The sequence below is a fragment of the Streptomyces sp. NPDC048523 genome, from assembly GCF_043199815.1.
In the GTDB taxonomy this organism is placed as follows: Bacteria; Actinomycetota; Actinomycetes; order Streptomycetales; family Streptomycetaceae; genus Streptomyces.
This window is the reverse complement of record NZ_JBICWQ010000013.1, coordinates 98,782-115,733: the sequence shown is the minus strand read 5'-3', so window position 1 is coordinate 115,733 and position 16,952 is coordinate 98,782. Positions and strand designations below refer to the sequence as shown.

Genomic DNA, 16,952 nt, shown 5'->3' with positions numbered 1-16,952 from the left:
GTGAAACTTCCCTCTCAGCCCAGCAGGACGTCGTCGTCGCCCAGCCGCTTCAGCTCGCGGTACAGGATCGCGAGACCGGTGACGATCGCGACGGCGGACACGGTGGCGTCGATCAGGACGAGCGTGTCCTTCTCGGCGCGGGCCTTCTTGAGCCGCTTGGCGACGCCGATCGCGCCGAACGCGGTCCCGGCGATGGACAGGTACGTGCCGGACTTGGACTTCTTGAAGTCCTTCGCCTTGGTCAGCTTGCTCACAGCGACGGTGCCTCCTCGAGGAGCGGGTGCCCCCACCTTTCCACGAAGGCGGCCTCGACGGCGGCGCCGACCTTGTAAAGGCGGTCGTCCTTCAGGGCGGGGGCGATGATCTGGAGGCCGACGGGCAGGTTGTCCTCGGGCGCCAGACCGCACGGCAGCGACATGGCCGCGTTGCCCGCGAGGTTGGTGGGGATGGTGCACAGGTCGGCCAGGTACATCGCCATCGGGTCGTCGGCGCGCTCGCCGATCGGGAAGGCGGTGGTCGGGGTCGTCGGGGAGACGATCACGTCGACCTGCTCGAAGGCCTTCTCGAAGTCGCGCGTGATGAGCGTGCGGACCTTCTGCGCGGAGCCGTAGTAGGCGTCGTAGTACCCGCTCGACAGGGCGTACGTGCCGAGCATGATCCGGCGCTTGACCTCGGGGCCGAAGCCCGCCTCACGGGTGAGGGAGGTGACCTCCTCCGCCGAGTGGGTGCCGTCGTCGCCGGTCCGCAGGCCGTAGCGCAGGCCGTCGAAGCGGGCGAGGTTGGACGAGCACTCCGAGGGCGCGATCAGGTAGTACGCCGACAGGGCCAGGTCGAAGGACGGGCAGTCCAGTTCGACGATCTCGGCGCCCAGCTCCTTGAGCAGCGCCACGGACTCGTCGAAGCGCTGGATGACACCGGCCTGGTAGCCCTCGCCGCGGAACTGCTTGACGACACCGACGCGCAGGCCGGCGACGCTGCCGTTGCGGGCGGCCTCGACGACCGGCGGAACGGGTGCGTCGATGGAGGTGGAGTCGAGCGGGTCGTGCCCGGCGATGACCTCGTGCAGGAGCGCCGCGTCCAGGACCGTGCGGGCGCAGGGGCCGCCCTGGTCGAGGGAGGAGGAGAAGGCGACCATGCCGTAGCGGGAGACCGCGCCGTACGTCGGCTTCACGCCGACCGTGCCGGTGACGGCGGCCGGCTGGCGGATGGAACCGCCGGTGTCGGTGCCGATGGCGAGGGGCGCCATGTGCGCCGCCAGCGCGGCGGAGGAGCCGCCGCCGGAGCCGCCGGGGATCCGGGTGAGGTCCCAGGGGTTGCCGGTCGGGCCGTAGGCGCTGTTCTCGGTGGAGGACCCCATGGCGAACTCGTCCATGTTGGTCTTGCCGAGGATGACGACGTCGGCGGCCTTCAGCCGCTGGGTGACGGTCGCGTCGTACGGCGGGATCCAGCCCTCGAGCATCTTCGAACCGACGGTCGTCGGGATGCCCTCGGTGGTGAAGATGTCCTTCAGCGCGAGCGGGACGCCGGCCAGCGGGCCGAGCTTCTCGCCCCGCGCCCGCTTCTCGTCGACGGCGCGGGCCTGCGCGAGGGCGCCCTCGCGGTCGACGTGCAGGAAGGCGTGCACCTTCTCGTCGACGGCCTCGATCCGGGCGAGGTGGGCCTCGGTGACCTGCACGGCCGTGAGCTCACCGGAAGCGATCTTCTCGGCGGTCTCGGCGGCGGTGAGCTTGATGATGGTGACGTTGTCCGTCATGGCGGTTAGTCCTCCCCCAGGATCTGCGGCACCTTGAAACGCTGCTGCTCCTGGGCCGGGGCGCCGGAGAGCGCCTGCTCGGGGGTGAGCGACGGACGGACCTCGTCCGCGCGCATGACGTTCGTCAGCGGGAGCGGGTGCGAGGTCGGCGGTACGTCCTGGTCGGCGACCTCACTGACGCGTGCGACCGCGCCGATGATGTCGTCCAGCTGTCCCGCGAAGTGCTCGAGCTCTTCGGGCTTCAGCTCCAGACGCGCCAGCCGTGCGAGGTGGGCGACCTCCTCGCGCGTGATGCCAGGCATGCAGCGATCCTCTGGGGTGAGTGCGTGTGGTTTGGGGCCAATCCTATGGGTCAAGGCCGGACGGCCGTTAAACGGTCGGCCGTGGCCGACGTCAACGGACGGTCCCCATACCGCGCCAAAGGATGCCGGGACGGGTCACTCCGCCGCCGGCAGCGCCGCCCTGGGCCGTTGCCAGCCCCTCGATCCCCGTGCCAGCAGCCACGCCGTCGTCTCCTCGGGCGGCATCGCCGCCGCCACCAGCCAGCCCTGTACGGCGTCGCAGCCCATGTCGCGCAGCCGCTCCCAGGTCTCGTCGTCCTCGACGCCCTCCGCCACGACCAGGAGGCCCAGGGAGTGGGCGAGGTCGACCGTGCAGCGGACGATCTCCGCGTCCTCGGTGTCGACGGCCAGCTTGGCCACGAACGAGCGGTCGATCTTCAGTTCGCTGACCGGCAGGCGGCGCAGATGGACCAGGGAGGAGTAGCCGGTGCCGAAGTCGTCCAGGGACATCTTCACGCCGTGCCCGGTCAGAGCGGCCAGAGTGTCCGCGGCCCGCGAGGGGTCCTCCAGCAGGACGTGCTCGGTGATCTCCAGTTGGAGCGCTCCCGCCGGGACTCCGTGCCGGGCGAGACGCGCGGCCACCGAGCCGGCGAAGCCCGGAGTGTGGACGTCACGCGGGGAGACGTTGACCGCCACCGGGACGTAGAGCCCCTGCGCCCGCCACTCGGCGACCTGGGCGAGGGCCGTGTCCAGCACGTACTCGGTGAGGTAGGGCATCAGCCCGGACGACTCGGCGATCGCGATGAACTCGTCCGGCGGCACCTTCCCGCGTTCCGGGTGTACCCAGCGCACCAGGGCCTCCAGACCGGCGACCTGCCCGTCGAAGCGGACCTTGGGCTGGTAGTGCAGTTGTACGTCGTGCGCGTCCAGGGCCCGGCGCAGATCGCCGAGCAACCCGAGCCTGTCGGGGGTGTTGGAGTCCCGCTTGGACTCGTAGACCTCTACGCCCGTACGGTCCCGCTTGGCCTGGTACATCGCCACGTCCGCCCGCCGCAGCAGCCCCTCGGCGTCCAGGGCGTGGTCGGGGAAGACGGCGACTCCGGCGCTGGCCTCCAGGACGAGGGTGAGCCCGTCGAGGTCGAGCGGGGAGCTGAGGGCCGCGACCAGGTTGCGGGCGACCCGGGTCGCGGAGGTCGTGGAGTCGGCGACCGGCAGTAAGACGGCGAACTCGTCGCCGCCGAGCCGCGCCGCCTCCGCCCCGCGCGGCAGTGCGATCCGCAGCCGGTCGGCGATCTGGAGGAGCAGCCGGTCACCGGCGAGGTGGCCCAGGGTGTCGTTGACCGAGCGGAAGCGGTCGAGGTCGATGAGCATCAGCGCGGACCGGGCGCCGATGCGCTCGGCGTCGTCCAGGGCGGTCCAGATGCGCTCCAGGAGCCACTGCCGGTTGGGCAGTCCGGTCAGCGGATCGCGCAACTGCTCCTCGGCGCGGGCCCGGGCCATCCACAGGGTGGAGTCGAGGGCGATGAGGGGGATCGCGAACAACGGGAGCAGTACGGGCTTGGCGGCGGCGACCACGCAGACCAGCGGGGCGATGCCGAGCAGGGCGACCGCGACCAGGCCCTGTCTGACCAGGGCGGTGCGGGCGACGGTGGGCAGACCGGCGTGCCGGGAGGAGTGCAGATACCAGCTCAGGGTGCGGGTGACCGCGAGATAGGCCACGGCGACCAGGACCACCTCGGGGCCGGTGTAGAAGGTCCAGGTGTCGGGGTTCCAGGGGGTCTCGACGGACGGCGACTGGCCGAACGCGGCGAGAACCAGGGCGCCGGCGGCTATGCCGAGGAGGTCCACCGCGCCGTGCAGGATGCCCTGCCGCCAGCGGTGGCGCCTGGCTATGCCGACCAGCAGCACCACGGTGAGGCTGACCAGGCCGGCGGCCACCCAGCCGTACAGCAGGAGGACGGCGAGGGTCAGGGCGGCGCCGGAGCCGGTGCCGCCCCACCAGCGGGCCCGGCCGAGGGCGACCAGATGGCCGACGATGACTCCGGTCAGCACGGCCAGCGACCAGCCGACGGTGCCGGACGGGAAAAGGGCGTGGCCCCCGGTGAAGGCCCGGTAGAAGCCCGCGCCCAGCACGAATCCGGCGGCCGAGACGATCCCTGTGGGAAGCGCGGGCCACGGCAGTTGCCGGTCGGACTCGGAGTCCGGCATACCGGGGGTGCGTTCGGCGGTGAGCTGCGCGGCCCGGGGGCCGCCGACCGGGGAGTAGGGTCCGGCGGCGCGGGTCTCCGTGCCCGGATGCTCCGAAGGCCGCCCGGCCCACCGGCTCGCCCGCCACGCGCCGGTGAGCCGGCGCAGCCGTGAGTCCGGGGCGGCGCTCTCGGTCGGTTCCATTCCCGTCCCTCTCACAGCCGGCGGTGCCCACGCCTCGCGGCTCGTTCGCCCGACAAAACCCTCGACGGCGCCGCGTTGGAAAACCCTTCCCCTTGCTCTTCAGGAGCAAGGGAATGCCCCGACCGCAGCTGGGCACGGCAGGCGCACATCTCAACAGTAGGCCGCAGAAGGCTTCCACGGGCAGCGGTCGTCGACGGTTGCCCGAATGCGCCCCGGCCACCCGTATGCCTCTGGTATGCGCCGATCGGGTGGCCTTCAACCGCCGCTTCCCGCTACTCCTCCGTGGGAAGCGCCACATCGGCGGCCGCTTCGGGGCCCTGTTCCAGCAGGACGTCGAAGCCGTCCTCGTTCAGAACAGGCACCTTGACTTGCATCGCCTTGTCGTACTTGGACCCCGGATTGTCACCTACGACGACGAAAGACGTCTTCTTCGAAACCGAACCGGTGACTTTCGCCCCTCTGGATTGCAGCGCCTCCTTGGCCCCGTCGCGGGTGAAGCGCTCCAGGGTGCCGGTGACCACGACGGTGAGCCCTTCGAGGGGACGCGGGCCCTCGTCCTCCCCCGAGCCCTCCTCCTCCATGCGCACGCCCGCGGCCTTCCACTTGCGCAGGATCTCCTGGTGCCAGTCCTCCGCGAACCACTCCTTGAGGGACTTCGCGATGATCGAGCCGACGCCGTCGGTGTTCGCCAGCTCCTCCTCGCTCGCCTGCTCGATGCGGTCGATGGAGCGGAAGTTGCGCGCCAGCGCCTCGGCGGCGACCGGGCCGACATGGCGGATCGACAGACCGGTCAGGACGCGGGCGAGCGGGCGCTCCTTGGCGGCGGCGATGTTCTCCAGCATGGCGACGGCGTTCTTCTTGGGCTCGCCCTGCTGGTTGGCGAAGACGGTGGCGATCTTCTCCTCGCCGGTCTTCGGGTCCCGCTTGGGCAGACCGCTGTCCTGGTCGAGGACGTACGCCTTGATGGGCAGCAGTTGCTCGATGGTGAGGTCGAACAGGTCGCCCTCGTCGGTCAGCGGCGGGTCCGAGGGCTCCAGCGGCTTGGTCAGGGCCGTGGCCGCGACATATCCGAAGTGCTCGATGTCCAGCGACTTGCGGCCCGCGAGGTAGAACAGGCGTTCGCGCAGCTGGGCGGGGCAGGTACGGGCGTTGGGGCAGCGCAAGTCGACGTCGCCCTCCTTCATGGGCCGCAGCGCGGTGCCGCACTCGGGGCACTCGGCCGGCATCACGAACTCGCGCTCGCTGCCGTCCCGCAGGTCCACAACGGGGCCGAGGATCTCCGGGATGACGTCACCGGCCTTGCGCAGCACCACGGTGTCGCCGATGAGGACACCCTTCGCCTTGACGACGTCCTGGTTGTGCAGGGTGGCGAACTCGACCTCCGAGCCGGCCACCGTCACCGGCTCCACCTGGGCGTACGGCGTGATCCGGCCCGTACGGCCCACGCCCACGCGGATGTTGATGAGCTTGGTGTTGACCTCCTCGGGCGCGTACTTGTACGCGATCGCCCAGCGCGGCGCCCTGGAGGTGGAACCGAGACGGCCCTGGAGGGGGATCTCGTCGAGCTTGACGACGACCCCGTCGATCTCGTGCTCCACGGAGTGGCGGTTCTCGCCGAAGTAGGCGATGAACTCCCGTACGCCGTCGAGTCCTTCGACCACCTTGTTGTGCTTGGCGGTGGGCAGGCCCCAGGACTTGAGGAGGTCGTAGCCCTGGGAGAGGCGGGTCATGCCGGTGAAGCCCTCCAGGACGCCGATGCCGTGGACGACCATGTGGAGGGGGCGGGTGGCGGTGACGCGCGGGTCCTTCTGGCGCAGTGAACCGGCCGCCGCGTTGCGCGGGTTGGCGAAGGGCTTGTCGCCGGCCTCGACCAGGCGGGCGTTGAGCTCCTCGAACTTCTCCATCGGGAAGTAGACCTCGCCGCGGATCTCCACGAGGTCGGGGACCTTGTCGCCGGTGAGGCGGTCCGGGATCTCGGCGATCGTGCGGACGTTGGGCGTGATGTCCTCGCCGGTGCGGCCGTCGCCGCGGGTCGCCGCGCGGGTCAGGCGGCCGTGCTCGTAGGTGAGGTTGACGGCGAGGCCGTCGACCTTGAGCTCGCACAGCAGGTGGTAGTCGGTGGTGCCGACGTCCTTGGCCACCCGCTCCGCCCAGGCCGCCAGCTCCTCGTCACTGAACGCGTTGTCCAGGGAGAGCATGCGGGAGCGGTGCTGGACGGACGTGAACTCGGTCTCGTAGGCCCCAGCGACCTTCTGGGTCGGCGAGTCGGGGGTGCGCAGCTCCGGGTACTCCTCCTCGAGGGATTCGAGGGAGCGCAGGAGCTTGTCGAAGTCGGCGTCGCTGATGACCGGCGCGTCGTTCACGTAGTACCGGAAGCGGTGCTCCTCGATCTGCTCAGCGAGCTGCGCGTGCTTCTCCCGTGCCTCGGCGGGCACCGTCGTCTCCGCTTGCTTGTCGCCGGCCACCGTGTTGTCCTCCCGTTACTCTGGGTTGTCCGCGAGGGACCTCGCCGCCTGGGCGCAGTGGGCGAGAGCCCGGCGCGCGTACTCGGGGGACGCGCCCGCGAGTCCGCACGACGGAGTGAGCGTGACCGCCTCCGCGAGAAGTCCCGGATGCAGCCCCAGCCTGCGCCACAGCGTCCTGACACCCATGACGCTACCGGCAGGGTCTGACAATGCCGTGTCCGTGCCGGGCACGACACCGGCGAAGAGCCTCGTCCCCCCTTCCACCGCCTCGCCGATCACGTCGTCGTCACGCTCGGTGAGGAGCGAGAAGTCGAAGGAGACCGCCGCCGCGCCCGCCCTCCGCAGCAGGGCGAAGGGGACGTCCGGTGCGCACGAGTGGACCACGACGGGGCCGCCCGCGTGAACCCCGACGACATCACGCAGGGTGGCCTCGACCACCTGCCGGTCCACGGCCCGGTGGGTCCGGTAGCCGCTGGCGGACCTCACGTGCCCCCGCAGTACGGCGATCAGGGAGGGCTCGTCGAGCTGGAGCACGATCTGCGCGCCGGGGACCCTGTTGCGGACCTCCGCCAGGTGCAGCCGCAGCCCCTCGGCGAGCGAGGCGGCGAGGTCCCGGCAGGCACCGGGGTCGGACAGGACGACCTCGCCGTTCCGCAGTTCCAGCGCGGCGGCGAGCGTCCAGGGCCCGACGGTCTGCACCTTCAGCTGCCCCTCGTACCCCTGGGTGAACTCCTCCAGCGCGTCGAGGTCCTGCCCGAGCCAGGACCGCGCCCGCTTGGTGTCCCGGCCCGGCCGGTCCCCGAGCCGCCACCCGCTGGGCTCCACGCGCGCGTACAGCTCGACGAGCATTCCGGCGGTGCGGCCGATCATGTCGGCGCCGGGGCCGCGGGCGGGCAGTTCGGGCAGGAAGGGGAAGTCCTCGAAGGAGCCGGTGGCGGTCCTGGCGGCCTCCCGGGCGTCGCCGCCGGGGAGGGAGCCGATGCCGGTGGCGGGGGCGAAGCGGATGTCTGCGGTCACGTAGGAAGCCTACGTAGGTGACCGGCGTGGTTCTCGCGCGGTTCCCGCGTGGTTCTCGCCCCGCCGGAACGTCAGCGACCGGGGCGGACCGTCAGGTCGTTGATCTCCGCGTCGCGCGGGAGGTCGATCGCCGTCACGATCGTCGTGGCGACCGACTCGGGGTCGATCCATCGTGCGGGGTCGTACTCCTTGCCCTCCTGCTGGTGGACCTTGGCCTGCATGGGGCTGGCGGTGCGGCCGGGGTAGACGGAGGTGACGCGGACGCCGTTCGCATGCTCCTCGTGGCGCAGCGAGTCCGCCAAAGCCTTCAGGCCGTGCTTGGAGGCGGCGTACGCGGACCAGTCGGCGTGCGCTGTCAGCCCCGCGCCCGAGTTCACGAACACCACCTGGCCCCGGGCCGCCCGGAGTTGGGGCAGGAAGTGGCGGGTCAGCTCGGCCGGAGCGATCAGGTTGACGTTCAGCTGGTGACGCCAGGACTTCGGGGTCAGGTCGCCGACCGGGCCCAGGTCGACCACGCCCGCGATGTGCAGCAGGGAGTCCACCCGCTCCGGGAGCCTCTGGTGGGAGAAGGCCCAGCTCAGCTTGTCGGGATCGGCGAGATCCCCGACCAGGGTCCGCGCTCCGGGGAACTGGGCCGCCAGCTCCTTGGCACGGCCCGCGTCACGCGCGTGCAGCACGAGTTCGTCCCCGCGCGCGTGCAGACGCCGGGCCACCGCCGCGCCGATGCCGGAGCCCGCTCCGGTGATCACATGTGTAGCCATGCCGCCATGCTCGCATCACGGCGTCAGCGCGTACCGAGCGACTCCTCCAGGTACGCCAGCGCCCCCACCGGCTCCTCGGCGAAGAACACCAGGTCGGTGAGCGGGCGGGGCAGGAAGCCCTCGTCCTCCATCCGCCGGAACTGCTCCTTCAGCCCGTCGTAGAAGCCCGCCGTGTTCAGCAGGACGACCGGCTTCTCGGTGTGCCCGTGCTTCTTCAGCTCCAGGATCTCGGTCGCCTCGTCGAGCGTGCCCGTGCCGCCCACCATGATCACCACGGCGTCGGCCTTCTCCAGGAGCAGCTTCTTGCGTTCGGCGAGGTCCTTCGCGATCACCATCTCGTCGACGCCCGGGCGGACCTTGGCGGCCAGGAACTCCACGGAGACCCCGACGAGCCGTCCGCCCGCCTCCTGCACCCCGTCGGCGACCACCTTCATGAGGCCCACGTCCGAGCCGCCCCACACGAGCGTGTGCCCGCCCTTGCCCAGCAGCTTCGCGAACTCCCGCGCGGGGCGCGTGTAGCGGTCGTCGAGGTCGGCGGCGGAGAGGAAGACGCAGATTCGCATGAGGTCACCGTACGCGGGAAGAACCAGGGGCCCGCGAGTGCTTTTCCGGTATGGCCGAAGGACACACGATCACCATCGAGCAAACCGACCAGCACGTGCGCGTGGTGCACGGCGACCAGGTCCTGGCGGAGAGCGAACGCCCCCTCGTGCTGCGCGAGACGGGCTCTCCCGTGCGGTACTACCTCCCCGACGAGGACGTACGACTCGACCTGCTGACCCCCTCCGACACCCACACCTACTGCCCCTTCAAGGGCACCGCGTCCTACTGGTCCCTGCCGGACGCCCCCGACCTGGTGTGGTCCTATCCCGAGCCGAAGCCCGCCGTCGCCGAGATCAAGGACCACCTCTGTTTCTACGAGGTCGACGTGTCCTGACCGATGATTTCCGTGCCGTGCGGCAGTCTCCTCAGGCATGGAAAAGAAGACCCTCTCACGCGACGGCACACCGATCGCGTACGAGCGCACCGGACACGGCCCCGCAGTCATCCTCGTCAGCGGCGCGATGTCCACCGGCGGCACGGTCGCGCCCCTGGCCGTGCCGCTGTCCGAACGGTTCGACGTCCTCGTGTACGACCGCCGGGGTCGCGGTGCGAGCGGCGACACGGCCCCCTACGCGGTGGCCCGTGAGGTCGAGGACCTCGCCGCGCTCATCGAGACGGCGGGCGGCGAGGCGTGCCTGTGCGGTATCTCCTCCGGCGGTGCGCTGGTCCTGGAGGCCGCGGCGAGCGGCCTGCCGGTCCGCCGGGTCGCCGTGTACGAGACGCCGTTCGCCGACTTCCTCGACGGGGGCGCCGAGTCGAACGCCGAGTACACCCGGAGCCTCGAAGCGGCGCTCGCCGAGGGGCGGCGCGGGGACGCGGTGGAACTGTTCCTGCGGCTCACCGGCATGGGCGAGGAGATGATCCAGGGCGCCCGCCAGTCCCCCATGTGGCCCGGCATGGAGACGGTCGCCCCGACGCTCGCCTACGACAACGCGGTCATGGCCGGCGGCCTGGTCCCCCGGGACCGCCTGACCTCGGTCACGGTCCCGGTACTGGCCGTCGCGGGCGGCGCGAGCCCCGAGTGGATGCGCGAGGGCACCAGGGCGGTCGCGGAGGCGGCCCCCAAGGGCTCGTACCGCGTCCTGGAGGGCCAGACCCACATGGTCGACCCGAGCGCCCTGGCCCCGGTCCTGACGGAGTTCTTCACGGACTGACGATCCGATCCCCCCGGTACGCGCGCGTGGCGGGGCCTGTCCGTGCGTGCGGGCGCGGGACGGTCGGAGTGCGCGCCGACACCGCACCGGACGCACAAGGGCCGGCGGCAGCCACCGGCACGCGCGCGTGCGCGCCCGCAATGTCACGGGCCGGACGCGGGCCCGGCATTCATCGCGAGCCGTGCGTCCGGCAGCGTCGGCGTCTGGCGGGTCGTCAGGCCACGCCTGCCGTCACCCGCACCGTGGACGCGATCGTCGCCGAGCCCACCACGCGCGTGTCGTCGTACAGGACGATCGCCTGGCCGGGGGCCACTCCGCGGACGGGCTCCGCGAACGACACCCGCAACTCCCCGTCCACCAGCTCCGCCGTGACCTCGGTCTCGCCACCGTGGGCGCGGAGCTGGGCGGTGTAGGTGCCGGGGCCGGTCGGGACAGCCCCGCACCAGCGCGGCTTGACGGCCCGCAGACCGGTGACGTCCAGCGCGGCGGCCGGGCCGACCGTCACCGTGTTGTCGACCGGCGAGATGTCGAGGACGTAGCGCGGCTTGCCGTCGGCGGCCGGGGTGCCGATGCGCAGCCCCTTGCGCTGGCCGATCGTGAAGCCGTACGCGCCCTCGTGGGTGCCGACCTTCGCGCCCGACTCGTCGACGATGTCGCCCTCGGCCCTGCCCAGGCGCGAGGCGAGGAAGCCCTGGGTGTCGCCGTCGGCGATGAAGCAGATGTCGTGCGAGTCGGGCTTCTTGGCGACCGCGAGGCCCCGGCGCTCGGCCTCGGCACGGATCTCGTCCTTGGTGGTGAGGGTGTCCCCGAGCGGGAACAGGGCGTGCGCCAGCTGCCTCTCGTCCAGGACGCCGAGGACGTACGACTGGTCCTTGGCCATGTCAGAGGCGCGGTGCAGCTCGCGGGAGCCGTCCTCGCGGACCAGCACCTTCGCGTAGTGGCCGGTGCACACCGCGTCGAAGCCCAGCGCGAGCGCCTTGTCGAGCAGGGCGGCGAACTTGATCTTCTCGTTGCAGCGCAGGCAGGGGTTGGGGGTGCGGCCGGCCTCGTACTCGGCGACGAAGTCCTCGACGACGTCCTCGCGGAAGCGGTCGGCGAGGTCCCAGACGTAGAACGGGATGCCGATGACGTCGGCGGCGCGGCGGGCGTCGCGCGAGTCCTCGATGGTGCAACACCCGCGCGCGCCCGTGCGGAACGATTGCGGATTCGCGGAGAGCGCGAGGTGGACGCCGGTCACGTCGTGGCCGGCTTCGGCCGCGCGGGCGGCGGCGACGGCGGAGTCCACTCCTCCGGACATGGCGGCGAGAACGCGAAGGGGGCGCTGCGTGGTGTCAGTCATAACCCTTCAAGAGTAAGGGGGCGCGGGAACCGGGGCAGCCGGGTATCCGTTGACGACCACATGGGGGCGACAGAGGGTTCCAAGGACGCCGACCGGCGCATCGGCCGGCGGGCCCTGCTCATCGGCGGGACGGCGGCCGCCGTGGGCTCGGCGGTGCTGGCCCGTGACGAGCTGGCGCGGCTGTGGTGGCGGACGCCGGGGGTGGAGAAGCCACGGGTCGAGGGCGCGGTCGACTTCAGCGGGGCGCAGTGGGTGGCGGCCTCCGACGCGAACTGGCGGCGCGCGGACCGGCCCGACGACTACGGCATAGACATGGTGATCATCCATGTCACCCAGGGCAGTTTCGCGAGCGCCGTGAAGGTGTTCCAGGACCCGGGGCACAAAGCGGCCGCGCACTACATCGTCCGCAAGGACGGGCACATCACGCAGATGATCCGCGAGCTGGATGTGGCGTACCACGCGGGCAACCGCGCCTACAACGAACGCAGTGTGGGCATCGAGCACGAGGGATTCGTGGACCGGCCCGAGGACTTCACGGATGCGATGTACGCGGCCTCGGCGCGGCTCACGGCCCGGATATGCGCGCGGTACGCCATCCCCGTCGACCGCGAGCACATCATCGGCCATGTGGAGGTGCCGGGGACGGATCACACCGACCCGGGCGAACACTGGGACTGGGACCGGTACATGAAGCTGGTGCGGCAGAGAACCGCGGCCGCCGACAGGGCCAGGGCCGGGGGCACTCCCTGACCCGTGCGGTCCTCGGTGGGCTCACCGGCGTGCAGCGCGACGACGCCGCGTCGGGGCCCGTTACGTCAGCCCCGCCGCGCGGGCGCGTTCCACCGCCGGGCCGATGGCCTTCGCGACCGCCTCGACGTCCGCCTCGGTGGAGGTGTGGCCGAGGGAGAAGCGCAGGGTGCCGCGGGCGAGGTCGGGGTCGGTGCCGGTGGCGAGCAGGACGTGGCTGGGCTGGGCGACGCCCGCGGTGCAGGCGGAGCCGGTGGAGCACTCGATGCCCTGCGCGTCCAGGAGCAGAAGCAGGGAGTCGCCCTCGCAGCCGGGGAAGGTGAAGTGGGCGTTGGCCGGAAGGCGGCCGCCCGGCGCCGGGTCGCCACCGAGGATCGCGTCCGGGACCGCCGTACGGACCGCCTCGATCAGGGCGTCGCGCAGGGCGCCGATCTCGGCCTCGAACCACTCGCGCTGCTCGGCGGCGAGGCGGCCGGCCACCGCGAAGGAGGCGATGGCGGGGATGTCGAGGGTGCCGGAGCGGACGTTGCGCTCCTGGCCGCCGCCGTGCAGGACCGGGACGGGGGTCCATTCGCGGCCGAGGACGAGCGCGCCGATGCCGTACGGGCCGCCGATCTTGTGGCCCGACACCGTCATCGCGGCGAGGCCGGAGGCGGCGAAGTCGACGGGGGCCTGACCGAAGGCCTGGACCGCGTCGGAGTGCAGCGGGACACCGAACTCGGCGGCCGCGTCGGCGAGTTCGCGGACCGGCATGAGGGTGCCGATCTCGTTGTTGGCCCACATGACCGTGGCCAGGGCGACGTCGTCGGGGCTCTGGGCGATGGCCTCGCGCAGGGCGTCGGGGTGGACCCGGCCGTGCTTGTCGACGGGGAGGTACTCGACGGTGGCGCCCTCGTGTTCGCCGAGCCAGTGGACGGCGTCGAGGACGGCGTGGTGTTCGACGGGGCTGGCCAGGACCCGCGTCCTTGCGGGGTCCGCGTCGCGCCGGGACCAGTACAGGCCCTTCACGGCGAGGTTGTCGGCCTCCGTGCCGCCGGAGGTGAAGACGATCTCGCTGGGCCGGGCGCCGAGCGCCTCCGCGAGGGTCTCGCGGGATTCCTCGACCGTGCGGCGGGCCCTGCGGCCGGAGGCGTGCAGGGAGGAGGCGTTGCCCGTGGCGCCGAGGTGCGCGGTGAGTGCCTCGACCGCCTCGGGGAGCATCGGGGTGGTCGCGGCGTGGTCGAGGTATGCCATGGTGACGCCGATTCTACGGGTCGCGGGTGAGCGCCCTCGGGCCAGGACCGGCCGGTGCCGACGGCCTCAGAAGCTCCAGGACGGCGTGCTGTCCAGCTGCATGAAGGCCACCAGGACCAGGAGGTCGGCCACTCCGAGGCCGAGGCCCAGGTAGGCGCGGCCGCGGCGGGCGGTGCCGCGCCACAGGGCGACCGAGGCCAGGACGATGGCGATCGGGCCGAGGAAGACGTTGAGGACGAGCAGGCCGATGAGGCCGAGGATGAAGGACGCCACGGCCATGCCGTCGGCGTCACGGGCGCCGGTTCGGTTGGTGGCCTGCGCGGTGAGCTGCATGGTGATCAGTGCTCCTGGGGACGATGGGGCGGCGGTCAGTGGCTCGGGGTGCGGCGGCGCGAGTGACGCTCGCGGAGCGCGAAGACGCCCAGCCAGACGGCGATCACGGCGGCGGCGACGGCGGTGAAGGTGAGCGGCGCGTGGGCGACGGTGCCCAGGACGACGCCGAGCAGCATGAGTGCGGCGACGAGGAACAGCATGGGACGGATCCCCCTCCGAGACGGCTGTCGTTACGTTTGGGTGAACAGTTGTGGTTACAGTTGTTCACTGACTCTGAAGTCTAGCGTGTCGCACGGCTTTTCAATTACGGAGAACAGTTGTTAACTGGATGACATGAGTCACACCCTCGGCATTCGGCAGGCACAGAAGCAGAAGACCCGGCAGGCGCTCCTGGACGCGGCGCTGACCCTGCTGGAGGAGCAGAGCCTGAGCAGCCTGGGCCTGCGCGAGGTCACGCGTGCCGTCGGCGTCGCGCCCACTGCCTTCTACCGGCACTTCCGCTCCACCGCCGACCTCGGCGTGGCCCTCGTCGAGGAGGCGCTGGGCAGCCTGCACCCGATGATCCGGACGACGGTGTCCGCGGCCGACGACCACGCTCAACGGATCACGCGCGCCATCGAGTTGATCGCCGGTCACGTAGACGCGTACCCCGCTCATGTCCGTTTTATCGCCCGGGAACGACATGGCGGTGTCCAGCCGGTCCGGGAGGCCATCCGGGAGCAACTCGCGCGGTTCGGGCAGGAGGTGAAGGACGAGCTGGCCAAGGACCCGGTGTCCGAGGGCTGGAGCGAGGACGACCTGCTGATGCTGGCGAACCTCTACGTCGACCAGATGCTGATCACGGCCTCACTGTTCCTGGAGGCCCTGGAGGCGTCGCCGGAGGAGCGGGAGCGCGCCTGCCAGGTGGCGGAGCGTCAGCTGCGACTGATCAGCATCGGCCGCGAACACTGGCTGGACTAGGGCGAGTCCGGCAACGCACAGGGGCGGCAACCCCGTTCACCGGGAATGCCGCCCCTGTCGTACGACGTCCTGCGCCGTGTCAGCTCTTCGTCGCCGCCGCGCTGGGCGCACCGCTGGGCGCACCGCTCGGAGCCGCGCCGCCCCCGCTGCCGCCGGGGCCGCCGCAGCCGCCCATGCCGCCGCCGGGGCCGCCCTGACCGCCCTGACCGCCGCCGGGCCCGCCGCTCGGCATGCCGGAGGGGTTGCCGCTGGGCGCGCCCGACGGCCGCGCGGTCGCGTTGCCGGTGGGGGCACCCGAGGCGGCGCCGGTGGGCATGCCGGACGCGTTTCCGGTGGGGGCCTGACAGTTCTGCTGCCCCGAGGTGCCGCTGTTCGAGGTCGACGACGAGTCGCCCGAGCCGCAGGCCACCAGGGCGAGGGGCGAGAGCGCCAGCAGGGCCACGGCGGGGAGGAGACGCACACGCTTCATGAGAGACAGCTCCAGGGAGGATGAGGAAGTCCTGAGGCCGGGAACTCTCGCAACGGTCCCTGAGCCTTCGTTGAGTCCGGCCTGTCCCCCGCCTGTGCGGCAGGCAAAGCGCGACCAAAGCAGCCCCTCTGAGCTGGGGTTCCGCACGGATCGCTCACCTACTGGCTGGTACAAGCCCGTGACAGAAGCGAGCGCTCGTCGACCTGACGGCGCAACACCTCCCGGGGCGTGGGCGAGTTCACCCCCGGGCTACACCTGAGGGGTCGTCCGACTCCCCGCCGTGCCGGTAGCGCAGCCGCAGCCGCGAGGTGGCCTCCGCAGCCGGGCGGAACGGGCGAGCAGCGCGGCCATCACCTGCACGGCGCCAAGCCGAGGGCGCCGGCGGTCAGGCCGGTGACGTCCGCGCGGAAGTCGGCGAGGGGTTCGGTGCCGCCGTGTCGCTCGCGCTCGGCGTAGACCGGGACGCTCGAGGCGGAGAGTGCATCGATGTCCTGGACCGAACAGGAGACGGTCGGGCTTCATGCCACCAGGGCCCCAAGACCCCAAGACCCCAGGGCTTCGCTCAGCCCAGCCTCACCCGTGCCAACTGCCGTGACTGGGCGACCAGTCGGTCCTTGCTGTCCCAGACCTCGGCGTCCTCCTCCAGGAAGCCGCCGGCGAGGTTGCGGGTGGTGATGGAGACGCGCAGCGGGCCGGGGGCCGGGCGGCAGCGGACGTGGACGGTCAGTTCGACCGTGGGTACCCAGCCCTTGAGGCCGATCTCGAAGGCCGTGGGCGGCAGCGCGTCCACCGCGAGGAGCAGGGAGAAGGGGTCGGCGTCCCGGCCGTCGGCGAGCCCGAACCAGGACCGCATCTCGCCCTTGCCGGAGGGCGCGCCGAGGGCCCAGCCCAGGGTGGAGGGGTCCAGCTTGAGCATCAGCCGGTCGGTGATGGCGGAGCTGCCCTCGACGGGGGCGGGCCCGTCCTCGGGGCCGAAGCACTGGTCCATCGGCGGGATCACCGGCGGCTTCGCCGTCGTACGGACGTCGTCGGGGAGGGCGTCGAGGTCGCCGTAGGAGGCGAGGACGCGGATGCGCTCGACCTCCTTGCCCTCGTCGTCGTACTGGAAGAGCGAGGCCTGGCCGGTGGAGAGGGTGCGGCCGGTGCGGACGACGTCCGTGCGGATCACCGCGGGTCCGGGCTGGGACGCGGTCAGGTAGTGCGCGGAGATCGTGAACGGGTCGGCGTGCGGCAGGGCGTCCGCGAGGGCGCGGCCCAGGACGGCCAGGAGGTAGCCGCCGTTGACGGCGCTGATGATCGTCCAGCCCGCGGACAGGTCGATGTCGTAGACGCCGGGCGCGCGGCGGGTGACCGCGGTGTCGCGGTCGAACTCGCTGTCGCCGATCCGGGCACGGGTGACGGAGGCTGCTTCTGGCATGGCTGAACGGTACAACAACTCACTACTAA

At 71.6% G+C, this 16,952-nt stretch carries 18 protein-coding genes and 1 pseudogene; 4 read left to right on the top strand and 15 right to left on the bottom strand.

Features of this window, described 5'->3' with window-relative positions; all coding sequences use genetic code 11:
* Window positions 1-14: 14 nt before the first annotated feature.
* From ACGFWE_RS40050 to ACGFWE_RS40015, 8 genes are all read right to left on the bottom strand, one after another.
* Window positions 15-254, bottom strand: a complete 240-nt coding sequence (locus tag ACGFWE_RS40050) for a hypothetical protein (RefSeq protein WP_007384862.1) — start codon at window positions 252-254, stop codon at window positions 15-17.
* The gene (gatA, locus tag ACGFWE_RS40045; protein ID WP_352389341.1) at window positions 251-1,753 is read right to left on the bottom strand and encodes an Asp-tRNA(Asn)/Glu-tRNA(Gln) amidotransferase subunit GatA; all 1,503 of its coding nucleotides are present in this window, start codon (window positions 1,751-1,753) and stop codon (window positions 251-253) included. The genes ACGFWE_RS40050 and gatA overlap by 4 nt, the downstream gene beginning before the upstream one ends.
* A gap of 5 nt (window positions 1,754-1,758) precedes the next feature.
* Window positions 1,759-2,055, bottom strand: coding sequence for an Asp-tRNA(Asn)/Glu-tRNA(Gln) amidotransferase subunit GatC (gatC, locus tag ACGFWE_RS40040; protein ID WP_007384860.1), 297 nt, complete (start codon window positions 2,053-2,055; stop codon window positions 1,759-1,761).
* A gap of 135 nt (window positions 2,056-2,190) precedes the next feature.
* Entirely contained in the window at window positions 2,191-4,425 is a 2,235-nt protein-coding gene (locus tag ACGFWE_RS40035) for a putative bifunctional diguanylate cyclase/phosphodiesterase (protein WP_393605193.1), read from the bottom strand.
* Between the two features lie 272 nt (window positions 4,426-4,697).
* Window positions 4,698-6,890, bottom strand: coding sequence for an NAD-dependent DNA ligase LigA (gene ligA / locus ACGFWE_RS40030; protein ID WP_352389339.1), 2,193 nt, complete (start codon window positions 6,888-6,890; stop codon window positions 4,698-4,700).
* A 15-nt stretch (window positions 6,891-6,905) separates the two neighbouring features.
* Window positions 6,906-7,907, bottom strand: coding sequence for a methionine synthase (locus ACGFWE_RS40025; RefSeq protein WP_393605191.1), 1,002 nt, complete (start codon window positions 7,905-7,907; stop codon window positions 6,906-6,908).
* A 71-nt stretch (window positions 7,908-7,978) separates the two neighbouring features.
* On the bottom strand, window positions 7,979-8,668 hold the full coding sequence (locus tag ACGFWE_RS40020; RefSeq protein ID WP_393605189.1) for an SDR family oxidoreductase: 690 nt from the start codon (window positions 8,666-8,668) through the stop codon (window positions 7,979-7,981).
* A 23-nt stretch (window positions 8,669-8,691) separates the two neighbouring features.
* The gene (locus ACGFWE_RS40015) at window positions 8,692-9,231 is read right to left on the bottom strand and encodes a TIGR00730 family Rossman fold protein (protein WP_057616347.1); all 540 of its coding nucleotides are present in this window, start codon (window positions 9,229-9,231) and stop codon (window positions 8,692-8,694) included.
* 50 nt (window positions 9,232-9,281) lie between these two features.
* Between ACGFWE_RS40015 and ACGFWE_RS40010 the strand changes: the two genes are divergently transcribed.
* Window positions 9,282-9,605, top strand: coding sequence for a DUF427 domain-containing protein (locus ACGFWE_RS40010; RefSeq protein WP_393605187.1), 324 nt, complete (start codon window positions 9,282-9,284; stop codon window positions 9,603-9,605).
* A 37-nt stretch (window positions 9,606-9,642) separates the two neighbouring features.
* Window positions 9,643-10,425, top strand: a complete 783-nt coding sequence (locus ACGFWE_RS40005; protein ID WP_352389335.1) for an alpha/beta hydrolase — start codon at window positions 9,643-9,645, stop codon at window positions 10,423-10,425.
* Window positions 10,426-10,639: 214 nt separating this feature from the next.
* Here ACGFWE_RS40005 and mnmA read toward each other — a convergent pair whose 3' ends face one another.
* Complete coding sequence (mnmA, locus tag ACGFWE_RS40000; RefSeq protein WP_352389334.1) at window positions 10,640-11,764, bottom strand: tRNA 2-thiouridine(34) synthase MnmA; 1,125 nt, start codon at window positions 11,762-11,764, stop codon at window positions 10,640-10,642.
* 60 nt (window positions 11,765-11,824) lie between these two features.
* Here mnmA and ACGFWE_RS39995 point away from each other — a divergent pair, with 60 nt between their 5' ends.
* Complete coding sequence (locus tag ACGFWE_RS39995) at window positions 11,825-12,514, top strand: N-acetylmuramoyl-L-alanine amidase (RefSeq protein WP_393605184.1); 690 nt, start codon at window positions 11,825-11,827, stop codon at window positions 12,512-12,514.
* Window positions 12,515-12,574: 60 nt separating this feature from the next.
* Here the strand turns inward: ACGFWE_RS39995 and ACGFWE_RS39990 are convergent, their stop codons facing one another.
* The 3 genes from ACGFWE_RS39990 to ACGFWE_RS39980 all read right to left on the bottom strand — a co-directional run bounded on the left by ACGFWE_RS39990 (window position 12,575) and on the right by ACGFWE_RS39980 (window position 14,277).
* Window positions 12,575-13,744 carry a cysteine desulfurase family protein gene (locus tag ACGFWE_RS39990; RefSeq protein ID WP_393605182.1) on the bottom strand — a complete coding sequence of 390 codons (1,170 nt, stop codon included), beginning with the start codon at window positions 13,742-13,744 and terminating at the stop codon, window positions 12,575-12,577.
* 66 nt (window positions 13,745-13,810) lie between these two features.
* Entirely contained in the window at window positions 13,811-14,077 is a 267-nt protein-coding gene (locus ACGFWE_RS39985) for a DUF4190 domain-containing protein (RefSeq protein ID WP_352389331.1), read from the bottom strand.
* Window positions 14,078-14,112: 35 nt separating this feature from the next.
* A complete protein-coding gene (locus ACGFWE_RS39980) occupies window positions 14,113-14,277 on the bottom strand; it encodes a hypothetical protein (RefSeq protein ID WP_352389330.1) in 165 nt (54 codons plus the stop codon).
* Window positions 14,278-14,410: 133 nt separating this feature from the next.
* On the opposite strand from ACGFWE_RS39980, the gene ACGFWE_RS39975 reads away from it, so the two are divergent.
* A complete protein-coding gene (locus ACGFWE_RS39975) occupies window positions 14,411-15,037 on the top strand; it encodes a TetR family transcriptional regulator (RefSeq protein ID WP_352389329.1) in 627 nt (208 codons plus the stop codon).
* Window positions 15,038-15,116: 79 nt separating this feature from the next.
* Here the strand turns inward: ACGFWE_RS39975 and ACGFWE_RS39970 are convergent, their stop codons facing one another.
* The 3 genes and pseudogenes from ACGFWE_RS39970 to ACGFWE_RS39960 all read right to left on the bottom strand — a co-directional run bounded on the left by ACGFWE_RS39970 (window position 15,117) and on the right by ACGFWE_RS39960 (window position 16,923).
* Window positions 15,117-15,506 (bottom strand): hypothetical protein, encoded by a 390-nt coding sequence (locus ACGFWE_RS39970; RefSeq protein WP_352389328.1) that lies wholly within the window; start codon window positions 15,504-15,506, stop codon window positions 15,117-15,119.
* Window positions 15,507-15,756: 250 nt separating this feature from the next.
* Window positions 15,757-16,000: pseudogene (locus tag ACGFWE_RS39965) on the bottom strand (DNA-binding transcriptional regulator); the annotation flags it as partial.
* Between the two features lie 68 nt (window positions 16,001-16,068).
* Window positions 16,069-16,923 carry a thioesterase family protein gene (locus ACGFWE_RS39960; RefSeq protein WP_352389327.1) on the bottom strand — a complete coding sequence of 285 codons (855 nt, stop codon included), beginning with the start codon at window positions 16,921-16,923 and terminating at the stop codon, window positions 16,069-16,071.
* Window positions 16,924-16,952: the final 29 nt, after the last annotated feature.